The sequence below is a fragment of the Vibrio sp. 10N.222.51.C5 genome, assembly GCF_041474575.1.
Lineage (GTDB): Bacteria > Pseudomonadota > Gammaproteobacteria > Enterobacterales > Vibrionaceae > Vibrio > Vibrio crassostreae_C.
Genome location: NZ_JBFRUJ010000034.1, coordinates 1 through 18,371, shown reverse-complemented (window position 1 = coordinate 18,371; position 18,371 = coordinate 1). Strand labels below are relative to the sequence as shown.

18 protein-coding genes and 1 riboswitch are annotated in these 18,371 nt (G+C 43.0%); of the genes, 12 read left to right on the top strand and 6 right to left on the bottom strand.

The window, feature by feature from the left end; translation table 11 throughout:
• Window positions 1-4 precede the first annotated feature (4 nt).
• Window positions 5-379, bottom strand: a complete 375-nt coding sequence (locus AB4558_RS11675; RefSeq protein ID WP_029235248.1) for a cytochrome c — start codon at window positions 377-379, stop codon at window positions 5-7.
• Window positions 380-841: 462 nt separating this feature from the next.
• On the opposite strand from AB4558_RS11675, the gene AB4558_RS11670 reads away from it, so the two are divergent.
• Window positions 842-1,297 (top strand): hypothetical protein, encoded by a 456-nt coding sequence (locus AB4558_RS11670; RefSeq protein ID WP_372158819.1) that lies wholly within the window; start codon window positions 842-844, stop codon window positions 1,295-1,297.
• A 9-nt stretch (window positions 1,298-1,306) separates the two neighbouring features.
• Entirely contained in the window at window positions 1,307-2,332 is a 1,026-nt protein-coding gene (locus AB4558_RS11665; RefSeq protein WP_372158818.1) for a GGDEF domain-containing protein, read from the top strand.
• Window positions 2,333-2,556: 224 nt separating this feature from the next.
• Here AB4558_RS11665 and AB4558_RS11660 read toward each other — a convergent pair whose 3' ends face one another.
• Together AB4558_RS11660 and AB4558_RS11655 are read right to left on the bottom strand one after the other, a co-directional pair.
• The gene (locus AB4558_RS11660) at window positions 2,557-4,989 is read right to left on the bottom strand and encodes a putative bifunctional diguanylate cyclase/phosphodiesterase (protein ID WP_372158817.1); all 2,433 of its coding nucleotides are present in this window, start codon (window positions 4,987-4,989) and stop codon (window positions 2,557-2,559) included.
• A gap of 3 nt (window positions 4,990-4,992) precedes the next feature.
• On the bottom strand, window positions 4,993-6,024 hold the full coding sequence (locus AB4558_RS11655) for a PotD/PotF family extracellular solute-binding protein (RefSeq protein WP_102393763.1): 1,032 nt from the start codon (window positions 6,022-6,024) through the stop codon (window positions 4,993-4,995).
• A gap of 575 nt (window positions 6,025-6,599) precedes the next feature.
• Here AB4558_RS11655 and AB4558_RS11650 point away from each other — a divergent pair.
• The 6 genes from AB4558_RS11650 (at window position 6,600) to AB4558_RS11625 (ending at window position 9,834) form a co-directional block, all read left to right on the top strand.
• Window positions 6,600-7,400, top strand: a complete 801-nt coding sequence (locus tag AB4558_RS11650; protein WP_372158816.1) for a PhzF family phenazine biosynthesis protein — start codon at window positions 6,600-6,602, stop codon at window positions 7,398-7,400.
• Window positions 7,401-7,523: 123 nt separating this feature from the next.
• Window positions 7,524-8,027 (top strand): YgjV family protein, encoded by a 504-nt coding sequence (locus AB4558_RS11645; protein WP_372158815.1) that lies wholly within the window; start codon window positions 7,524-7,526, stop codon window positions 8,025-8,027.
• 60 nt (window positions 8,028-8,087) lie between these two features.
• Window positions 8,088-8,402: a cupin domain-containing protein gene (locus tag AB4558_RS11640; RefSeq protein ID WP_048608560.1), complete on the top strand. Its 315-nt coding sequence runs from the start codon at window positions 8,088-8,090 to the stop codon at window positions 8,400-8,402.
• 98 nt (window positions 8,403-8,500) lie between these two features.
• Complete coding sequence (locus AB4558_RS11635; RefSeq protein WP_372158814.1) at window positions 8,501-8,983, top strand: GNAT family N-acetyltransferase; 483 nt, start codon at window positions 8,501-8,503, stop codon at window positions 8,981-8,983.
• 165 nt (window positions 8,984-9,148) lie between these two features.
• Window positions 9,149-9,406 (top strand): hypothetical protein, encoded by a 258-nt coding sequence (locus tag AB4558_RS11630; protein ID WP_017069855.1) that lies wholly within the window; start codon window positions 9,149-9,151, stop codon window positions 9,404-9,406.
• Between the two features lie 131 nt (window positions 9,407-9,537).
• The gene (locus tag AB4558_RS11625; RefSeq protein ID WP_017064710.1) at window positions 9,538-9,834 is read left to right on the top strand and encodes a hypothetical protein; all 297 of its coding nucleotides are present in this window, start codon (window positions 9,538-9,540) and stop codon (window positions 9,832-9,834) included.
• A gap of 127 nt (window positions 9,835-9,961) precedes the next feature.
• Here AB4558_RS11625 and AB4558_RS11620 read toward each other — a convergent pair whose 3' ends face one another.
• Window positions 9,962-10,459 carry a fasciclin domain-containing protein gene (locus tag AB4558_RS11620; protein WP_017064709.1) on the bottom strand — a complete coding sequence of 166 codons (498 nt, stop codon included), beginning with the start codon at window positions 10,457-10,459 and terminating at the stop codon, window positions 9,962-9,964.
• Window positions 10,460-10,697: 238 nt separating this feature from the next.
• On the opposite strand from AB4558_RS11620, the gene AB4558_RS11615 reads away from it, so the two are divergent.
• The 3 genes from AB4558_RS11615 (at window position 10,698) to AB4558_RS11605 (ending at window position 13,630) form a co-directional block, all read left to right on the top strand.
• Window positions 10,698-11,681 carry a DUF2860 family protein gene (locus AB4558_RS11615; RefSeq protein WP_372073237.1) on the top strand — a complete coding sequence of 328 codons (984 nt, stop codon included), beginning with the start codon at window positions 10,698-10,700 and terminating at the stop codon, window positions 11,679-11,681.
• Window positions 11,682-11,847: 166 nt separating this feature from the next.
• Window positions 11,848-12,342: a GNAT family N-acetyltransferase gene (locus AB4558_RS11610; protein ID WP_017066469.1), complete on the top strand. Its 495-nt coding sequence runs from the start codon at window positions 11,848-11,850 to the stop codon at window positions 12,340-12,342.
• Between the two features lie 75 nt (window positions 12,343-12,417).
• A riboswitch (purine riboswitch) is annotated at window positions 12,418-12,517 on the top strand.
• 90 nt (window positions 12,518-12,607) lie between these two features.
• On the top strand, window positions 12,608-13,630 hold the full coding sequence (locus AB4558_RS11605; protein WP_372073239.1) for an adenosine deaminase: 1,023 nt from the start codon (window positions 12,608-12,610) through the stop codon (window positions 13,628-13,630).
• Window positions 13,631-13,809: 179 nt separating this feature from the next.
• Here the strand turns inward: AB4558_RS11605 and AB4558_RS11600 are convergent, their stop codons facing one another.
• Together AB4558_RS11600 and AB4558_RS11595 are read right to left on the bottom strand one after the other, a co-directional pair.
• Window positions 13,810-14,475: a DUF2057 family protein gene (locus AB4558_RS11600; protein ID WP_136974453.1), complete on the bottom strand. Its 666-nt coding sequence runs from the start codon at window positions 14,473-14,475 to the stop codon at window positions 13,810-13,812.
• Window positions 14,476-14,768: 293 nt separating this feature from the next.
• Window positions 14,769-16,331 carry an arylsulfatase gene (locus AB4558_RS11595; protein ID WP_017064704.1) on the bottom strand — a complete coding sequence of 521 codons (1,563 nt, stop codon included), beginning with the start codon at window positions 16,329-16,331 and terminating at the stop codon, window positions 14,769-14,771.
• A 346-nt stretch (window positions 16,332-16,677) separates the two neighbouring features.
• Between AB4558_RS11595 and AB4558_RS11590 the strand changes: the two genes are divergently transcribed.
• The gene (locus tag AB4558_RS11590; RefSeq protein WP_017060009.1) at window positions 16,678-18,225 is read left to right on the top strand and encodes an arylsulfatase; all 1,548 of its coding nucleotides are present in this window, start codon (window positions 16,678-16,680) and stop codon (window positions 18,223-18,225) included.
• The last annotated feature ends 146 nt before the right edge of the window (window positions 18,226-18,371 follow it).

The window sequence follows — 18,371 nt, the reverse complement described above, 5'->3', positions numbered from 1 at the left end:
TGACTTAATTTGAATCGCTGAGCGAGCCTGCTTCGTTGCCGAGCACAGAATAGAAATAGGAAATGTCACGGATGTCTTGGTCTGAGAGCGTGTCGGCTTGTTGTTGCATGAGAATCGCTAAGCCACTGGTTCTTTCTCGAGTCTGGTAATCTTTCAATGAAGAGATGAGATAACCCACTTTTTGACCGCGAAGGTTCGGGTAGGGATCTTGTGTTGAGATGCCATCAGCGCCATGACAGGTCATACACACTTTAGCTTTTTGTTTACCTAATTCGAATTGTTCTTGATTAACTTCAGCAGAAACAGGAAACATGACCAGCGTCATTACTAGGGTAGAAAGTGTCGCCATGGGGTTAAATTTTTTTATATTCAAACTCATTCTCGATTCCCTTGATTATGAAATGAGTAAGCTTTCTAAGATCAATACACGAGATCAACTGGTGAAGTAGAAACGACTGGAACTCGTTATTAAGTCTCTTAAAGCTGCTTACGTTCGATTAAAGGTTATGCAGCATCCAGCATTCTCGCTACTGACTTGCTCATATTTATTGTTAATTTTGTTGTTTCATACGTATTCATAGGGCTTATTGGTTTACTTACGCAGAGTAAAATACGAGTTTTTGTTACTAACCAGTCGAGAAGAAATACGTCAAGCGGGTAGGGAGCGCTGAACGAGAGCGGTGATGGAAGAGACAGAGAAACGGCGAAGTTATTGAAAAACAGCGAGGTGTAGGAGCATTCGGAATAAAGTGATACCAATCAATCTGAGTGGTATCGGTACAAGTTAAATGGTCAATTTATACTAGACTCAAATTAGTGACCTTTTTAAATGGAGTTTAGAATGAGAACTGTATTCTTGTTGATGCTTTGGCTTTGCTCGTTTTCGATTTTTGCAGCCTCAGAGTTAACGGTTTTCGACCACTCCGGAAAAAAGCATGCATTAAGTAGAGAACAACTCCTAACACTTCCTCAGACAGAAATTACCACCACCTTGCCATGGGTTGAGGGTCTGACCGTTTATAGCGGTGTGACGTTGCAAACAGTGCTTGAAAATATGGATATACCCATATCACCGCAAGTCACTTTCGTAGCATTGAATGACTATAAAATTGCGGTGCCCAAAGAAGATTTTGATACCTATGAACCCATCATTGCGATTAAAAAGAATGGGGAGTTTATGTCTGTGAGAGAAAAAGGCCCGTTTTGGTTGATTTACCCACTCTCTGCGAATCCTGAGACTAATACCCCTGATTTCCATGCCAAGATGATTTGGCAGATTCGTGATATTCACCTGTAGAGGCTAATTATGAAGAAGCTGTTGTCTATGGCTGCAATCAAAGTCGTTGTTTTGTCTTTGGCCGTGGTTGTTCTATCCGTCAATATCTACAGCGTTACTCGAATTAATGACATCAACAAGAGCTTTTCTAACCGCCAAAATGAGGCCACTTGGTTTGTTTTTCAACTCGTCAAAGAGTATGCAAACTTCTTGATGGTTAGCCATGCAAAGACGATTGATTATGATGAACTTTGGTTGGCATATGACATTACTTGGAGTCGTTTTGATATTCTGATCAACAGCACTGAATCGTCCAATTTTATTCGCTCAGCAAACTTTAAACCGTACTTTACCGCAGAGTTTGAAAAGTTTAAGTCGTTAGAATCCTCAATTAAGTTGGTGAATCAAGGCGCTTTGCCTAAGGAATCACTGCAGAAGAAAATTGATATTTGTTACAACACGCTGGTCGAATTTATTAACGAAAAGTTTCGACTTCAAAGCCCGGTTATTGAAGAAAACACCACAATGGTCGACAAGTTGGTGATGATGCATCAGATAAGCAGCGTATTTCTGGTGTTGCTACTGCTTGTGACAGGAGCGATTTTTTACGTCGACTTTGCAATCAAACGAAAACTTCATTCTACCGACTTCATTACTGGCTTTCGCAATCGAGTCTCGCTCATGCAGTTTGTTAAGAACAGCTATCCAACAAACGGTAATTTCGACCTTTACTTTGTAAGAATCAGAAACCTTAGTGAGATAAACCAAAAGTATGGACTTGAATATGGAGACTTGGTGGTGAGTTCAGCTGCTAAGTCCCTGACGGCAAAGGTACCGGAAAGTACTATCTCGTTTCGTAGTAGTGGCAGTCAGTTTCTATTCTTCATTCCTGAGCAATTGTACACAAGTGATGAGATACAGGAAAAATTCAATGACGTGCTTAAGGATTATATCTCTGCGGGGAATTTAGAATTGATGATTGACGCTGTAGTCAGGTATAAGAAGAACATCAGCTCTAAAGATATGATGGAGCTACTAACGACAATGCAGAGTTAATCCCCGCATCAGCGATAAGTTAGATCATTAGGTTTTGTTGACTGTACGCTCACCATTCTCCCGCTTCACTATCATGGCTTTTGCCATTCTTTATTTGCCTCCTCATTCAATGTGCAGCCAATAGAGAGCTCCTGCTCTGATGAAGATAGTTCTACTACTAGTTATAGCTATAGTGGCTTTCCGCGCTTGAATAGGAAGAGAGGCTTTGAGGTTTAGGTTTAAGGTTACTGCTTTTGAGTGAGTGCAACGATTCGCTCGTTAGATCTCGAACTGCTAACAGACTGCGGGTTTAAAATTGCTTGCGGGTTATGGTTTCGAACAAACTCGATGAATTCCAGATAAGTGAGTGGCTGACTGAAGAAGTAGCCTTGTATTAGGTTACAGTTGGCTTTTCTGAGGTAATGATACTGTTCTATCGACTCAACACCTTCTCCGACGACTAGCGTGTCACAAGAGTGGCCTAAGTTAACCATAGATTCGACCATCTTGCGGTCGGCCTTGTCGTCTACCATGTTATCGATAAAGCTCTTATCAATTTTGAGCTCATCCACAGGGTAGTGGAGAAGTTGGTTAAACGCTGTGTAGCCCGTACCAAAATCGTCAAGGGAGACCTTTAAACCTAAGCTTCTGAGGCTCTCGATAGTCTGCACCGTAAGCTTGGTACTTTTCACGTAACTGGTCTCGGTAATCTCTATAATAATGTTGCCAGGTGGCACTTGATAACGTTCGAGTACTTTACGGATGTTGTCGGCAAAATTACGGTTGTAGAGCTCCATCGCCGAGATATTAATTGACAGAGTGCCCTTGTATTTATGAAGTTCTGAAAGCTCTTTATAGCTTTTGATCGCGGTGCCAATGACCCACATGTCGAGCCTGGCAATAAGGTTACTCTTTTCTGCAACTGGGATAAATTCTTCTGGTCCCGCATCGATATCGAATAAGGCTGGGCAACGAATCAGGCACTCCGCGCCATCTATCTCAAGTGTCTTGGCGTTAAAAATAGGCATAAAGCGAAGTTCAAAGTTGTCACTTTCGCAGCACTCTAAGAGTCTTTTCTCTACAACGTCATGGCGTTCCAAGGTATGTAACAACTCTTCGCCATAAACAATACGACTTTCGCCATCACTATGAGACTTCGCATTAGCTAACATTTCATCGATGCATCGGTGCCAAATCTCATCGAACTTTGGCGTGTCGAGCGGTAAAACACCTGTTGCGAGTGATAATCGAAACCCATAGTAGTCAAGGAAGGTGGTGCCGGTCAGCGTATTGTTGATGTTCTCAATTTCTTCGTTTATCACTTGGTTCTTACCCATCTCCAAGATCGCGATAAACTGATTCCCTCCCAGTCTGGCTAAAGAGTAATCACTGCAACTAAAGCCCAAAGAGGCTTGTTGGTTTTGTAGTGTCTCTTTCAGTGCTTTAGCTAAGCTTATCAGTACATTATCACCAACTTTTGCCCCGTAGAGATCGTTAATTTTACGAAAATCGATGATGTCCCAACAAACCACATAGCAGTGTGGGCTCATCGAGCTTTTTAGTCGTACATCAAGGTGTCTGATGAAAGAGCGTCGGTTAGCTAGCTTGGTGAGTTGGTCGAATTCGGCTTCGAACTTCAACTCTGTTAATGAGTCTATGTACGCGTTCTTTAAACCATCAATTTCACTTTGCCCTGATGAGCGTTTGAAGTATCTAAGTTTGAGCCCGCCGATCGATATCTCTTGAAGTAAGTCTTTAAGCGGTCGCACGAGTTGGTAACGTACCACTAAATGTACGATCAACATGATCGTAAAGAGAGTACCAAAGCCACCTAACAAGGTTTGTTTAGCGATGATGGCTTTCTCATGGTTGAACTTTTGTTCTCGAATATTTACTTGCGCGATGAGATGTCGGCTGGTCATCTGCACATTGATATTATCTTGGGTTTGCTCAATTGATTTGATAACGAATTGGGTATTTTCAATGTTGGCAGCGTCTGAGGATGGCTCGATTAAGAACTGAATATTGTCATCGTCATTGTATTTGATTAATAAGCTAGAGAGTTGTATCAGAGGTCCGTCAGCAATCAAAATGTAGCGATTTAAACTGCTACTTGCACGTTTATCTTGAGGAAGGAGGTAAGGGTCAATTGCCGCAACATACGAATATCTGAGCTCGCCACTAATCGAGACATAAGAGAAGCCTTCGTAGGAGAGTTCCTTCTTGCTGATTAACGAGGTGTATATGTCGAAGACTCTTTCATAAATCTTGTCAGGGATTTTTAGCCCCTCGAAAGGATCGGCTCTGAGAGTCGAAAGCGTTAATTTGAACTTAGGGTCCACGATATAAACATTGCGTTGCCCAAATTGATTGACGTGATTCTGGCTTAATACTCGGAGTACTCGTTTTTCCAATAGCGATAGAGTCGTGTAGTCGCCAGGATTTTGAATGTAGCGGAGGAACTGCAACGAAGAACCGATATCTTTAACTAGTAAGGACAAGCCGAGCTGCTCGTATTCCGCCGCGACTAAAGCGGTGTTCACATCAGATTGCACCTTGTCCAAATACATGTGCTTAGCATGATTTGATGCGAAGTTGTACATCACGATTCCTGCTATCAGGAGCACAAATGTCAGCGTTGGTAAAAGTACAAAATAGAGCTTCTTCAATACTGGCATGAGTTATCTCAAACTGTCGACAATACGATTGCGAATTTGAATGCTACTCGGTTCTAACGGCTGATAAAGGTAGCTGCGATCTAATACTTCTTTATTCGGGAAAAGCTCGGGATCGTTTTGATACTCCTGAGAAGTGAGTGCTTTTGCTTTTGAACTTGGCGTTGCAAACCATGAATCCATTGCGTTTTGAGCGGCGATTTCGGGTTGCGATAAGAAGGAGAGAATCGTGGTTGCCTGTGGAGATCGCTCTCCGTTGTTAATTGCAGCCATACACTCTAACCATAAGGTTGTTCCTTCTAGAGGCACTGTGTAGGCCCAAGATGCCTCAGGTTCGGCATCATTAAGCACATAGCTGTCACCTGAGTATCCGTAGGCGAGGTCGATGTTGGCTAAGTGTTCGGGATGACGAATATAATCGACAACGTATTCATTACTTTCAAGGTGAGGCTTCTGTGCTTGTAGCGTTTTGTAAGCGACTCGAAGTTCTTGTTCGTTGTTGGTAAACGGCTCAAATTGATTCATCAGAAGCGCAGCACTCACCAAATCCGTAGGCTCATAATACATGCTGATTCGGCCGCTGGTTTTGGTTTCAGGGTCTAGAAGAGCGCCCCAAGACTTGGGAGTCTCAACTTTTCCGCTTCGGTATAAGATGCCGGATGTCCCCCAAGCGTAGGGGATTCCATATTCGCCACACCCATCCACCCATCTTGAGTCAAAGTTGCTTGAAAGGGATTGCTGCAAGTCGCTCAGGTTGTGGAATAAGTTCTGTTTAGCCAGCGCTTTCAGTTTAATACTTTCAATGACAACCAATTCAAACGCACCTCGTCGTTCACTCAATAGCACTTCATCACGAATGGACTCGTCAGAAAAATATTGCTGCTTTAGTGAGATGCCGTAGGTATCACTCAACTGGGTAACGACGCTGTCAGATAAAAATTCATCCCAATTGTAGAGATAAATATCATGCTGCTGGCCAAATACAGGGCTAGCCAAAAAGGATGTTGACGCAAGTATTGATACGCAAAACGCTTTCACTGACGGATTCCCTTTCGTACGTGATAACTAAATCGTAGCCCAAAATTTGCGACATGATTCAAATTTAGGCACTTAATTTAACTTCAACTTCATGCATTTCATGCAAATAGCAACTTGCTACTCCTACTTGATACCGAACCTTTATCGTGTGAGGCAAGGATGACTCCGTCGTATCGTATTCAACACAAGTACGTATTCCAGTTTATTGTCCGTGAATGGATTATTTAAATTAATATTCATCATAATATCCATTCTTACAAGTTATTATGCAAATATTAAGCATTAAATAATGATGCGGTGATTACCTTTTTCGGGTTTTCGCTCGCATTAATCGTCGTTATTCCTTTGTTTTGCCATCGCGATTTACTCTTATGTTCAATGTTCTTTTATCCCTAAAAACACTTCTATAACGTTTTGTTTATCATTTGTTTCGTTTCTCAATAAGTATCGACAAATTTGTTGCTAAAGACTTGTAGCACAAGGTGATTGTGCTTATTGTGGGCAGCAATATCTAGGTTATGTCCCAACGAGCCATGATTGCCGGTTTGGGAAATGTTGTGCATTTAGGAGCCATTGTGGATTTAGAGATATATCAAGTAGATTCGTTTACAACTCAAGCGTTTAAAGGGAACCCTGCCGGGGTCTGTATCTCCAAAGAGCCGTTGGATGAGTCGTTAATGTTTTCAATCGCTGAAGAGATGGCGGTATCTGAAACGGCTTTTCTCGCGCTTAACACTATGACGCTTAAATGGTTCACTCCCGAAGTCGAAGTGAAGCTGTGTGGACATGGCACACTGGCAACGGTTCATGTGATGAAAGAACAAGGACTGCTTGAGACAGGTGATAAGGTCGTGTTTAACACCTTATCTGGGGAATTATCTGCCGCCGTTTGTGAATCGTCTATCGAGCTTGATTTTCCTAGTACACAGCTATCATTGCGTTCTGAACCCAACCTCACGCTGCTTGAACACCTAGGTTTAGATCCGCATCAAGTAGTTTCATTCAGAGAATTTGACTCTAAGCAGTTAATCGAAGTTTCCAACGAACAAGTGTTATTGGAGCTTTCACCAAACTTTGATGCGTTAAAAGGTATTCAAGGGCGAGGTGTAGTGGTGACAGCATTGGCAGCAAATACGGAACTTGATTTTGTTTCTCGCTACTTTGCACCTTGGGTTGGGGTTAATGAAGATCCTGTGACTGGCTCGGCACATTGCGCATTGACGCAACGCTGGGCAGAAAAGCTCAACAAAAGCAGTTTCAGTGCTTATCAGGCGTCTCGTCGTGGTGGCTATATGTCGACTGAATTATTGGCTAATGGGCGAATAAAGTTAATCGGCTCTGCGACCACTGTGATTAGTGGTGTGTTGAAGCTTTAGATTTTTATAGAAGCTTTAGAGCGCTGTTTGCTCTGTTTTGTTGTAACCGCCTAGTATGTTTTATTCGATTATTCACCGTGAAAGAAGCGGCTAGGGCGGAATGTTATTATTGAAGGAATCACCGTGTCTGCCTTTTATCTTTCCCAAGTATTAGTCGCGATAGCCATTTGTTTTGATCTTCTGTCATTCCAATTCAAGGAAAGGAAGAAAATCGTCACTTGTCTGTTCTTTGCTGGCGTTCTTATTTCGAGTCACTTTATCCTTCTTGAACAGTGGACAGCGGCAAGCTTAATGACAATTGCCACGATTCGTTATTTGACGAGCGTCTTTTCTACCTCGTCTAAGTTTAAATATTTGTTCTGCTTGATGTCGGTGGTCGCAACCGCTGTGACTTATTCGGGGCTGACCAGCATATTGAGTTGCTTTGCCTCCGTATTTCAGACCTTTGCTGCCTTCAATAAAGATGACCGTCGATTAAGAGAATTGATGATCATCGGAACCAGCTTTTGGTTGGTTCACAATTATTTAGTTGGTTCGCCAACAGCGGTTGTTATGGAGGCGCTGTTTATCTGCAGTAACTTGGTGGGCTATTACCGTTTTTACTTCAAAAAGAGTGCCGCTGCTTAGGTTTACAGTACAGCTAAGGCCCAAATTATTAATCAATTCAATACTAGCTAGGAGAGCTTAATGCCAAACATTTACAATGATGTTCCTTCATCAATACCCAATGAAATATTCAATGACCTGATTGCCAACGACAGTGTTCGAATTGAAAGAATATTGTCGCATGGACACAGCTCCCCGGAAGAGGGTTGGTATGATCAAGATGAGAATGAATGGGTGATGGTGATAGAAGGTCAAGGCGTCATCGAGTTTGAAGATGGACGCGTTGTTACCTTGTCTAAAGGGGATTACATCAACATTGCTGCGAGAGAAAAGCACAAGGTTATTGGTACAGATAAAGATACGGTGACGATCTGGTTGGCTGTGTTTTATCGTTGATATCTTGTTCTAAAGCTGAGGCTGTTAGGTTATAAAGCTTGCTGATTCAGCTGTTTATTTGCACCTCAGAAAGGACTTAAGACAAAAAGGAGTATGTTGTGGTTAGAATTCGAAACTATCAAGCGAGTGATGACAAAGCACTGTGGGAGATCTTCTTTCATACCGTACGTAACGTGAATGTTCGAGATTATTCTCAACAGCAAGTCGAAGCTTGGGCACCCAGTAGCTTTGACTTTGCGTTATGGCAAAAGCGTATGAATGGGTTACAACCCTTTGTGGCTGAGCTCGATGGCTTCGTTGTTGGCTATACTGACCTGCAACCTAACGGCTTGATTGATCACTTTTTCTGTCACCACGAATATCAAGGGAAGGGTGTCGGGAAAGCGTTGATGGAACATGTTTTCACTGTGGGTCGAGTTCGTGGCGTATCGAGATATTTCTCTGAAGTAAGTATTACCGCAAGGCCTTTTTATGAGCACCTTGGCTTTAAGGTAGTAAATGAACAGGAAGTCGAAATGCGTGGCGTAAAGCTGACCAATTACGTGATGGAAAAGATAGTTGAAGATGGACAAGGCAGCTGAATAGGCGGACTCGTGTTCTTAGGGATACAGAAACCGAGTTTGAAATATTAATGAACCTTATTAAGGATAACTTTTCCTGATCTATTGATATTGTCGATGAGTTCAAATTGTGTGCAAGATAATTTGTCTAATCTAAACATTGAATGAATACAAGGAGTGTTGTTCATGAGTCATGTGAGTAGATCTAAACTATATACATTGGTGTCGATGTTGTCCTTCGCTGTTGGCGTTCTTGCCTTAGATGCTGGGGTGTCGGGGTTATTTCCTCTCTTTGTTGTCGTCATCTCATTTTTTTCATTCGTCATTAACTCGTTTCTTTGTTTGTTCGGAGGTAAACGCGAAGATGGCTTTGATGCCTATCAAAAAGCAAATCAGACTCGGTCTGAAGCACTGGTCAAAGGCTTAGAAGACTCGAACAAATAAACCTATGCCTTCAGACGAACGGTAATCTCATTTTTGACACAGTTTTCACCTGCTTTTTGTTCTCTTATTCAAGAAAAATCATCTCTTTAGAGATAATATTCACTTCAACTAATATCAGTGAAGGAAGTAAAGTGGGTATTGAAGCTTTAGCGTTTGTGATGGACGCATTAATCACCGCATGTTGTATGTACATCGCCTCTAAAATGTCTTTCGTGGTCGCAGATTTTAAATCCCTTCTTACTATTGCTGTTATCGTTGCTCTGGTGTCATTGATTCCAACAGTAGGTTGGGTGTTAGGGTTGATTCTGTTTGTGTTCCTACTCGGGAAAGCGACGCACTCTAGTATTGGTGACTGCATCTGGGTAGTGGTCTTCACGAAGGTGGTATCGATGGCGGCCTTTCTGATATTCGGGCGCTTGTTTATGTAATCCGGGTTCTTGCTTATATAAAGGCAGGTTCGGCTAGTTTGATACCGATCTTAACTTGGTATTTAAACGTCAAAAGGGTGTGAGCCTGTCACACCCTCTAAGAACCTTTGATTTGTGTTCATCTTTATTATTTAGGCAGTAATACAGCATCAATCACATGGATAACACCATTGCTTGCTTCAACATCTGCCATCACGACCTGCGCTTTGTTGACCATCACGTTGCCGTGATCAATTCCTACCATTACCGCTTCGCCTTGCACTGTTACGGCACTATCAAGTTTCATCACTTCAGACGCCATTATTTTCCCTGGCACCACATGATAGGTCAGTACTGCAATCAGCTTGTCTTTGTTTTCTGGCTTCAACAGCATATCAACCGTTCCTTCTGGTAGCGCAGCGAACGCTTCATCCGTTGGCGCAAACACTGTGAAGGGACCGTCACCTTTCAATGTTTCAACTAAGCCTGCCGCTTTTACCGCTGCTACCAAGGTGTTGAAAGAGCCGTTTTCAGCCGCCACGTCAACGATATCTTTCTTCATTCCGTGGTGATCAGCGTGAGCAAAAGCCGTAAAAAGAAGCGTCGCAACTAGCACTGACATGGTTTTGATTAATTTATTAAACATATTGTCTTCCTTTGAGTTTTGTCCGTTATTTTCGAGAGGTATTACGAAAGCCCAATCGTGATAGATCAATTTGTTGTGTCTTTGAGTGAATGGTTAGCGATATCGACAGCGTCAAGCGAATAAACTTATATTGTTAAATGCTTGTTATAATTCCATTTTGATGCTTATAGTTATTTGATGCTTATAGTTATTTGATGCTTATAGTTATTTGGTGATTATTCAAGTAATGGATGTGAATATGAGGTTTGTTTTACCAGTAGTCTTTTCTGCATTGGCTTCAATGCCTGCATACAGTGGCCTTGCTCCAAGTGAAGGCTTCAGCGGTAACTTCAGTGTATTGGCCGGTTTCTACTCTGACAGTAGTAATTTGAGTACTGAACAAGATTCGAATCAAGCCACCAACACCCAGGAAGGGGAGAGTGAAAACCAAGGGCTACTCGGCTTTTTGGGTACTGTTCAATATACTTTTGGCGAATCGCTGACTCACCAAGTGTATGCGGGTACGACACGAGAGGATATTGCAACAGGTACCATTGCGTTTGAGATCGGTTATCGATATCAACTTTCTGGTGGCACCATATTGGATTTTTCTGTTATTCCTACGCTTATCTCGGGTAAGGCTTGGACGGATCCGTATGCTGTTGGCGTTAATCGAAATGAAACGGATGTGAAAGGTAATGTAGGACGACTGCAGCTCACTAATATCGGTGGAACTGGTTTTCGAACGGATCTCGCATTTGGGCAATCAGATGTTGATGAAGAGCTATCTGGTAGCCAAGGCTTATCTCCGGAAGATACTGTGCTGCTGGATAGGGAAAGAACCTATGTGTACGCCAAAGCAGGATACCGCTTTATCTTACCAAACCACGCAGGTCTATTTGTTCCTTCAATGGTGTATTTCCACTCAGACGCAGAAGGAGGAGCACTCAGCTTCGATAGTTATGGTATTGAATTAAACTACGCGAAGAGAATCGGTCGTCATGGTTTTGTTGTCACCCTAGATGCAAGTGATCGTGAATATGATGAGTCGAATCCAATTTACGGGCAAGTACGTGAAGAGAATGAATTCGGTGCATTCTTAGCTTATGAGTTTGGTGGTTTGATGGGCTATAAAGATTGGGCGTTCATTACTTTACTGGGTTTAAGATGCATAGATTCTAATATCGATTTCTATAACTCCGAGCAAGTATTAGCGAGTGTGGGTGTGGATTATAAATTCTGATATTCACACTATTTTAAAAATACTCATCAAAGCAGAAGTTTAAGTTCAGTCTTACTATTTGTTTAATTATTTCGGGCACTTACACCTTTAAAGGTTGTAGGTTCCCGTTGCTATCCGTAATATGAAAATTAGCTTATGGATAGAAATAATAGGATAAGGAAGCGCTTTGGAAATACAAATTAGACATTTAGAAGCAACGGATAGCCAAGATGTTTTCGATATTTATCGCCGCCCTTCAGTTTCAGAAAACACCTCACAAAAGCCTTATCTTAGTTCTGAACAAGTGGAGCGACTGTTTGGTCATTCAGACCATTTCACTCTGGTTGCGGAAGTCTCCGGCAAAGTAGTGGGTCACATTACTTTATTCATGACCACCAAGGTAAGAGACAGGCACTGCGCTGGTCTTGGTATTGCTATTCACCCAGATATGCATGGTAAAGGGGTCGGTAAGGCGTTAATGCAAGAAGCGATCAATCAGGCGGATAACTGGCTTAATCTCGTGCGTCTTGAGTTAGAGGTTCATGCCGATAACCACGCCGCTATTGCTTTGTATGAACGTGTAGGCTTTCAGTTAGAAGGCACAAAAAGACTCAGTACGTTCAAAGCGGGTAAGTACATCGATATGTTGCTGATGTCGAGAATACGACCAGATTACCGTTGAGATCGAACCAAACAGGTTCCTGCTTTAGAAATCGGTTAATGAGCAATTGATTAGTGAAATTCCCATTAAACTCTGTATAGTAGCAACCGTTTGCTTCGTATAACCCCAATGATATGGTTTGGGGGTCTCTACCAGCTCCCGCAAAGTGCTGATTACGAAGGGTTTAGATCACAATTGTGTTCTTACTCTTTGTAATGGCGTTCAAGAAAACCTCCTGTCTATTATTCAGAGTAAGTGCACACCTAAAATCCATAGTAGGTGAAATATGAACGCATTTATTCAAGGGCTCCCAAAAGTAGAGTTGCATTTACACATTGAAGGTTCGCTCGAACCTGAGTTACTTTTCCAGCTTGCTCAACGCAATGGCATTGAGCTGCCTTATTCATCCCCAGAGCAACTAAGACGCGCATACGAATTTGATGATTTACAGTCATTTCTGGATATCTATTATCAAGGTGCTGATGCACTGCGCACAGAACAGGATTTCTACGACTTAACATGGGCTTATCTAGAACGCTGTAAAGCCGACAATGTTATCCATACTGAGATTTTCTTTGATCCTCAGACACATACCGATCGTAGCATTGCATTCGACACCGCTATTAACGGCATTCATCGTGCGCTTGAACAGGGTCATAAAGAGTTGGGCATTACCTCTCAAATCATCGCATGTTTTCTGCGCCATTTATCTGAAGAGAGCGCCATTCAAACGTTCGCAGAGGTATTGAAGCATCAAGATAAGATCGTCGGGGTTGGACTGGACTCTTCTGAATTAGGACACCCACCAGAGAAGTTCAAGCGTGTATTCCAACAAGCAAAACAAGCGGGCTTCTTGACGGTGGCGCATGCAGGAGAAGAAGGGCCGGCTCAAAACATTGTCGATGCGATTGAAATGCTCAGCGTGAGTCGAGTGGATCATGGTGTGCAGTGTATGACCGACGAAGTTCTGATAGCCGAATTGATTGAAACCAAAATGCCGCTGACCGTGTGCCCACTGTCTAATATTAAATTGCGTGTATTCGATGAGATGGAAGACCACAATATTGTTGAGCTGTTAAGACGAGGCGTAGCGGTGACGATTAACTCGGACGACCCTGCATACTTTGGTGGTTACATGTCGGATAACTTTAATGCGGTGAGCAAAGCTCATGAGATGACGCATCAGGAGTTAGCGCTGTTTAGTTTGAATGCGATAGACGCGAGCTTTATTGAAGCGCCATTGAAGCAGCAATATCGAGAGCTTGTTCAAGGTTACTTAGCTAAAGCTGATTTTGACCAGAATTTCTAGCCGCTGTGCCCATTTACTAGCAGCTGAATACAAAGCGCTAGGGTGGCCAACAAAAGTAGATGGAAAAGTGTTATCGACTGAGTCTGCTTAATCTCTATAAGCCTAAATCATCTAGATGAAGACAAAAAAGAAGTTGGCAGTGCGCCAGCTTCTTTCGTTTTTAAATTAAGCTCATTGAGCTATTTGTTCACGTAGTCTTTGAATTTCTGCTTGGTTTCAGCATCCGCTTTTTCGTACCAGAAATAGAGCATCTCTTCAGCTGTATTTGCTGCATTTCCGTCAATCTTTGCTGGAAGCGTTACCGGTTGTGCGACAGCAGCTGCTACGCCCGCGCTAGCACCTACTGTAAGTGCAGCGATGCCGCCTTTCTGGTTGTACTCCTTCGCTTCTTGTGGGTACTTACGACCAATCTGCATGCCATCTTTGATAAGTTTGTCTTGCTTAACACTGATTGCATTTTGGTTTTTATCAACCAGTTTCCAATCTAAGTTTTGAAGGCCTTTTTTCGCTTCGTTGGTGTTACGGAACTTAGGCATGTCAAACGTCAATGCTGTGTCTGTCGCATCAAAAGTAGCAATAATGGTATCGCTATCGACAAACTCTCGGTCGTTACCTTGGCTGAAAGCCAGTTGATATTTGAAAACGATTTGGTTTACGCCATCTGGAACGGTGATCGTTTTGCTCGAAGAGAAGAAACCACCGTCGAGATCGGGTTTAGCTTCATTTACAGCTAAGACTTCGACTAAAGCATCTGCGCTAGAAGGAACTTCAATTGTTACGTCAGCTAACACTTGTGGCGCTGCGATAATTGTGGAAAGCAGCGCGATGGATTTTAATGTTTTCATAATCATACAGTTGTTTATGGGCAGTTGAACTACAATCGCATGGTAAGAACTCCAATTCAAGTCATGTCATAAGGATTTGAAAAAATTTGCGAAATCTTAACGCAACGGTCATATATTAAGGTTCACATTGACTAGTGTGAGTTTTTATTTTTGAAAAATGAGAGGGTAGGTTGGGTGTGAATTGTACTAGTTGGCGGTTCGCGTCTTATGTTATTTGTATTGGATACTAAAAAGCCGCGGTCACTGCATTCAGTCACCACGGCTTCGTTATTACATTTTTAATCTAGAGTAGCTTATTTAGCTTGCGCAGCTGCCGCTTCTAATTGCTTAAGTTTACCTTGAAGCATGTATGCATTCTGGTTGAAGTTACCTGGGTTCAGTACTTGGCTATTCTGCATAGGGTAATCTGGTAGCGTCGTCATAAACTCTTGAACCTGATTTCCTACTGGAACGAATAACCACATGTTGTCTGCCATCCAGCGTAGGTACATACCAGACTCGTGCGGTGCTTTCTCGAATGGGTCAGCACGTAGGTGAACAACTTGAGGCCAGTTTGGTTGGAAACGAACTGCATCCACAATGTTACCATCCATCACAGCAAACGAAATCTTGAAGTCATTCCAACGTACTGCGTTTAGCTCAGCGTTAGCAGAGAAGTAAAGCATGCTGTCACGAGGGCCTTTCTCTTCTTTACCTTGGAAGTAAGGCAGGAAGTTGTAACCATCTAGGTGTACGCGCCAGTTTTTACCGTTGTAAGTTGCACCTTTGTCAGATGCTAGCTTCTCAACCACTTTATCATCACCAGCGGCTGCTAGTAGAGTAGGAATCCAGTCTTGGTGGCCCATGATATCGTTGATTTTAGTTCCAGGTTTGATAGTCCCAGGCCAGCGAACTAGCTGAGGCACACGCATACCACCTTCGTAAGTTGTACCTTTCTCACCGTGGAAGTAAGTTGCGCCGCCATCAGGCCAAGAAACCGTTTCAGCACCGTTATCGGTAGAGTAAATTACGATAGTGTTGTCAGCGATTTTTAGTTCATCCAGCTTGTCTAGAAGCACACCAACATGGTCATCATGCTCTAACATACCATCAGCATAAATACTGATACCTGACTTACCTTGGTATTTCTCTTGTAGGCGAGTCCACACGTGCATACGAGTGGTGTTGTGCCAGATGAAGAATGGTTTGTCAGCTTTTACCGCTTTTTCCATGAATGCTAGAGATTCTTCTAGGAACTCTTCATCCGCATGCTCCATACGCTTACGCGTCATTGGGCCAGTATCTTCAATCTTACCGTCAGCAGTAGACTTGATTACACCACGAGGGCCGTAGTTCTTACGGAACTCTGGGTCTTTAGGGTAGTAATATGTTTCTGGCTCTTCTTCGGCGTTTAGGTGGTACAGGTTACCGAAGAACTGGTCAAAACCGTGGTTCGTTGGAAGGTGTTTGTCTTGGTCACCCATGTGGTTCTTACCGAACTGAGCTGTCATGTAGCCTTGTTCTTTAAGAAGGTCTGCGATCGTTGGAGCCCAATCAGGGATACCGTGGTCCGAACCTGGCATGCCGATAGTCAATAGACCAGTACGGAAAGGTTCTTGACCTGTTAGGAATGCAGCACGACCAGCAGTACACGATTGTTGACCGTAGTGGTCAGTAAATAGTGCGCCTTCGTTAGCAATACGGTCGATGTTAGGTGTTTCGTAACCCATCATACCGTTGTTGTATGCACTGATGTTGAATACACCAATGTCATCACCCCAGATAGCAAGAATGTTTGGTTTTTCTGCTGCTGTTGCCGCTGAAGAAGCTGCTAATAAGCCAACACCTAATGCTAGTTTATTAATTTTAGTACCCATAAGGACTCCGATTCACTTTTAAGATTAATGCGTTAGAACAACGCATCGATGAGCAAATGTTATTCTCAAAATTCCGTTACGTCCTTTTATAGTGCTTATAACCAATCGTTATGATGCTTAGGTAACCTATTGATTAATATCAGCTCCAGTGGGTACGTAGAATAAAGCCTTAGTTTGTATGTGTGATCCTTATCATGTTTGTTGGCGTAAACCTTATCGATGATTTCTGTATCCGTATCTCAATAAAAATGACAAAAAGATTAATAGCTTAGGGAATCTCGCGCATGTGTAAAAAATGGACTATACGTTGTAGGGCAGGATGCAAATAACTTACGAAGAGGTTTCTATGACAGCGAAATATGGCGCTAAACGTCGATTAGCGATTTTGGGTACAGCGATGATGGCCGCGTCCAGCGCCACTTTTGCGGCTGAAAAGCCAAATATATTGGTTATTTGGGGGGACGATATTGGTCAATCCAATGTGAGTGCATACACCTTCGGTCTCATGGGTTACAAAACCCCGAATATTGATAGCATCGCGAAAGAAGGGATGATGTTTACGGACTATTACGCAGAGCAATCTTGTACTGCGGGTCGCTCTACCTTTATCACGGGACAAAGTGTATTACGAACGGGTTTGAGTAAAGTAGGTTTGCCGGGCGCAGACATTGGCTTACAAGCAGAAGACGCGACAATCGCAGAAATGCTGAAACCTATGGGTTACATGACAGGTCAATTTGGTAAAAACCACCTTGGCGATAAAGATGAATTCCTTCCAACAGCACACGGGTTTGACGAATTTTTTGGCAACCTTTACCACCTAAATGCTGAAGAAGAACCAGAGAATGAAGATTACCCAACCGATCCTGAGTTTCGTAAGAAATTTGGCCCTCGTGGTGTCATTAAGTCATTCGCTGATGGCAAGATTGAAGATACCGGTCCACTGACGCGTAAGCGTATGGAAACGGTTGATGAAGAAACACTAGACGCGGCACTTGATTTTATGGATCGCGCAGTGAAAGCGGACAAACCATTCTTCGTGTGGTGGAACGCGACACGTATGCACTTTAGAACGCACGTGAAAGCCGACAGTAAAGGCGTAACCGGTGTCGGTAACTACGCTGATGGTATGGTTGAGCACGATCGACACGTTGGGCAACTATTGAAGCAAGTGGATGAGTTGGGTATCAAAGACAACACGATTGTTTTCTACTCAACGGATAACGGCCCTCACATGAACTCTTGGCCTGATGCGGGTACAACCCCGTTCCGTGGTGAGAAAAACACCAACTGGGAAGGCGCATACCGTGTACCAGCAATGGTTCGTTGGCCTGGTAAGATTGAACCAGGAACCGTATCTAACGAAATCATGCACCATATGGACTGGATGCCAACCTTCGTTGCCGCCGCTGGTGATGACCAAATCAAAGAGAAACTACTCAAAGGTCATACTGCCGGTGATAAAACGTTTAAGGTTCACTTAGATGGTTACAACTTCCTTCCTTACCTAACGGGTGAAGAAGAGAAAGGCCGTCGTTCGGAGATCTTCTACTTTACCGATGATGGTGATTTAGCGGCGCTTCGTTACAACCAATGGAAAGCGGTGTTCATGGAGCAGCGTGCAACGGGTACCATGCAAATTTGGGCTGAACCGTTCGTGACGTTACGTCTTCCTAAGCTGTTTAACCTGCGTATGGACCCATACGAAAACGCAGACATTACATCGAACACATATTACGACTGGTTGTTAGACCATGCTTATATGTTCGTTCCAGCACAAGCGTATGTGGGCAAGTTCCTAGAAACCTTTGCTGAATATCCGCCACGTCAAAAAGCTGCGAGCTTTAGCTTGGATCAGGTAATGGAAAAACTGCAGGAATCTCATAACAAGTAAGTGATTGTTTGAGTGAAACTGAACAGATTGAAGAGCTCTTAGGAGCTCTTTTTTATGCGCATATCGATGAGTAAATCCCGGTCGTGAATACGAATCACAACAATCGAGCTCATTGCCACTAAATAATGGCGTTGTTGCCTAAATTA